General features: G+C 74.2%; 4 protein-coding genes. All 4 read left to right on the top strand.

Annotated elements, in window-relative coordinates:
* The first annotated feature begins 147 nt into the window (after window positions 1-147).
* The gene (gene flaF / locus ACVMLK_RS20605) at window positions 148-573 is read left to right on the top strand and encodes a flagellar biosynthesis regulator FlaF (RefSeq protein ID WP_422925969.1); all 426 of its coding nucleotides are present in this window, start codon (window positions 148-150) and stop codon (window positions 571-573) included.
* Window positions 573-1151, top strand: a complete 579-nt coding sequence (locus ACVMLK_RS20610) for a flagellar biosynthesis repressor FlbT (protein ID WP_457487485.1) — start codon at window positions 573-575, stop codon at window positions 1149-1151. Before flaF ends, ACVMLK_RS20610 begins: the two co-directional genes overlap by 1 nt.
* 70 nt (window positions 1152-1221) lie before the next feature.
* Window positions 1222-1521 (top strand): hypothetical protein, encoded by a 300-nt coding sequence (locus tag ACVMLK_RS20615; RefSeq protein WP_457487486.1) that lies wholly within the window; start codon window positions 1222-1224, stop codon window positions 1519-1521.
* Window positions 1518-2690, top strand: coding sequence for a DUF1217 domain-containing protein (locus tag ACVMLK_RS20620; RefSeq protein ID WP_422925963.1), 1173 nt, complete (start codon window positions 1518-1520; stop codon window positions 2688-2690). The genes ACVMLK_RS20615 and ACVMLK_RS20620 overlap by 4 nt, the downstream gene beginning before the upstream one ends.
* Window positions 2691-2825: the final 135 nt, after the last annotated feature.

A 2825-nucleotide genomic window follows, 5' to 3' on the forward strand; every position in this document is an offset into this window, starting at 1 on the left:
GGTTCCGGAAGAGCTCAAGGGCTGAGCAACCACGTCGCCGGGCCGGGGGGGGGGGGGGGCCCCCCCCCCCCGCGCCCCGACGACCCGCTGCCCGAGGCCACCGCGCCTTCCCGGCAAAGCCGGCCGGCGTGACCAAGGAAGAATCCGATGTTGAGCGTCGCTCAGGACACCCTCCGCCCCGCGCCCCTGCTGCGGCCGCGCGGCATCGCCGCCGCCTATGGCTCTGCCATCCGGCAGACCGAGGACCCGCGCGAGATCGAGTATCGCGTCCTGGCCCGCGCCACGGCGCTGCTGGAGGCCGCGGCCGATCCCGCCGCCGGCCCCGCCGCCCTGCCCAGCGCCCTGCACGAGAACCGCATGGTCTGGATCGCCTTCGCGGCCGATCTCGCCGCCGAGGGCAATGCCTTCGCCGACACGGTCAAGGCCCGCCTGATCTCGCTGGCCCGCTGGGTGCTGGCCGAAAGCGACCGCGTGGCGCGCGAGAGCAAGGCGCCCGCCGCGCTGATCGATGTCAACCGCGCCGTCATGGCCGGGCTCCGCCCCGCCGGCACGGCCCCCGCCGGAGCAGGCTGATGTCGCTGATCCTGAAGCTCGCCCCGGGCGAGCGGCTGTTCATCAACGGCGCCGTCGTCACCAATGGCGAGCGGCGCGCCTATCTGATGGTCGAGACCCAGGCGCAGATCGTCCGCGAGAAGGACGTGCTGCTGCCCGAGGACGCCACCACCCCGGTGCGCCGCGCCTATTTCGCCGCGCAGAACGTGCTGCTCGGCGCCCAGCCCGCGCTGGGCTCGATGGCGGCCTTCGACGAGCAGATGGCGCGCCTGCGCGGCGCCTTCGTCAAGCCCGAGCACCTGCGCCAGCTCGACGAGGCGGAGACGCAGATGCGCGCCGGCAACACCTACCGCGCGCTCTCCGCCCTGCGCGACCTGGTGCTCTACGAATCCGCGCTGCTCGACCTGCCGCCGCCGGAGCGCTTCCGCCGTGGCCCGGCCGCCGAGCCCGTCCCGGCCCATGCCGGCCCCGCCCGTCCCGGCCCCGTCCCTTCCGGCCCCGTCCCTTCCGGCCCCGTCCCTTCCGGCCTGGCAGGGCCGGCGCCGCAGCCCCACCGCCTCGCCACCCGGAACCGGGCGCCCGAGGCCCGCCCGGCCTGATCGCCGGTCCCGCCATCGCCCTGGGAGAAGCCCTTCCGCAGAACAGTCCGCAGAGAACAGGAAGACCGACATGATCGAACCCATCCCGCCCGCCGGCGCGCGCACCACCGAGACCGGCCCGGCCGGCACGGCCCGGCGCGAGGCCGAGACCCCGCCGCCCGCCACGGGCACCGCGCCGCAGACGGCCGAGCGCGAGCAGCGCGTCGTCCCCGCCGGGCCGACCTTCAACGTGCAACTGGATGGCAGGACCATGCGGCTCTATTCCGAGCTGCGCGACCCGGAGACCAACCGCGTGCTGATGCGCCTGCCCGCCGGCTACAATCCCGAGGCGGAGAAGCCGGCGCCGCCGCCGCTGTCCGCCGAGGCATGAGCGGCGGCATCAGCCTGGTGGGCATCGGCCTTCCCACCGGCATGGCCGGCTGGAAGCTGCTGCAGACCAGGACCCCGGCCGATTTCAAGGCCTTCAGCAAGGACCCGCAACTGCAGCGCGACCTCGCCTATCTGCGCGAGCGGCTGCCGAGCAAGGCGACGGCGCAGGATCTGCTGTCCGACTACCGTCTGCAGTCGCTGGTGCTGAAGGCCTATGGGCTGGACGCGCAGATCGGCATGGAAGGGCTGATGCGGAAGGTGCTGAACAGCGACGTGACGGACAGCACCTCCGTCGCCGCGCGCATGACCGACAGCCGCTACCAGGCGATCGCCGGCGACCTGAACTATGGCGGCCTCGCCATCCCCGAGCTTCCCGCCATGCCCTCGACCGCCACGGTCGGGATCGAGGGGCTGCGGCTGACGCGCGGCTTCCTGAGCTTCTCGGGCGGCATCGGCGGTGTCACGGTGGAGGATGTCCCGCTCACCGAGGCCAGGACACCGGGCGCGATCGCGGCGAAGCTGCAGGCGGCGCTGCGCCGCGCCGATGGCGGCGCGACGGCGATCCGCGTCGTCGCCCAGGGCGACACGCTGGTCTTCAGCGATGCCAGGGCCCGCGGCGTGGCGGAGATCGACTTCACGCCGGCGCAGGATTCGGTCGGCGCCACGCTGGTCAGCAATGTCGCCGGCGCGGCGGCGGTGCCGGCGCAGGGCGGGCCGAAAGTGGCCGACAGCGCCGTGGTCGAGAAGATCGCGCAGCTCTACACCCAGGCGGCCTTCGAGGACTCGCTCAGCGCCACCTCCGAGACGCTGCGCCAGGCGGTCTATGCCAAGCGGATGCTGCCGCAGGTCACCAGCTGGTACAGCGTCATGGCCGATACCAACCTCTCGGCCGTGGTGCGCGGCGTGCTGGGCCTGCCCGACAGCTTCGCCCGGCTCGACGTCGACCAGCAGAAGGCGGCGCTGGAGAAGCGGATGGATATCGCCGACTTCAAGGACGCCACCAAGCTCGCCAGGATGCTCGACCGCTACGTGGCGCAGTCGAGCGTCGCCGAGGCCAAGGCCCTGGCCAGCGCCAGTGGCGTCGCGACGCTGGTGCAGCCCCTCTCCTGGGGGCAGAACGGCTTCGCGGCGGAGAGCGCGGCGGCGATCTACTCGATCCTGAACGGCTGATGCGGGCGGTGGGCGGGGCCAGGCGCGGCCGCCCGCGGCGATCCGCCGCCTCCCCGCGCGGCGCGGCCTGCCCGGAGCCGGACGGGCCTCCGGGGGGGGGGGGCCCGGGCGCCCCCCCCCCCACCCCCCCCCCCC

Source organism: Teichococcus aerofrigidensis, from assembly GCF_054073225.1.

Bases quoted from the DNA above. Each gene is read 5' to 3' on its own strand.
- ACVMLK_RS20615 (WP_457487486.1), top strand. From the start codon at position 1,222: ATGATCGAACCCATCCCGCCCGCCGGCGCGCGCACCACCGAGACCGGC.
- ACVMLK_RS20620 (WP_422925963.1), top strand. From the start codon at position 1,518: ATGAGCGGCGGCATCAGCCTGGTGGGCATCGGCCTTCCCACCGGCATG.
- flaF (WP_422925969.1), top strand. From the start codon at position 148: ATGTTGAGCGTCGCTCAGGACACCCTCCGCCCCGCGCCCCTGCTGCGG.
- ACVMLK_RS20610 (WP_457487485.1), top strand. From the start codon at position 573: ATGTCGCTGATCCTGAAGCTCGCCCCGGGCGAGCGGCTGTTCATCAAC.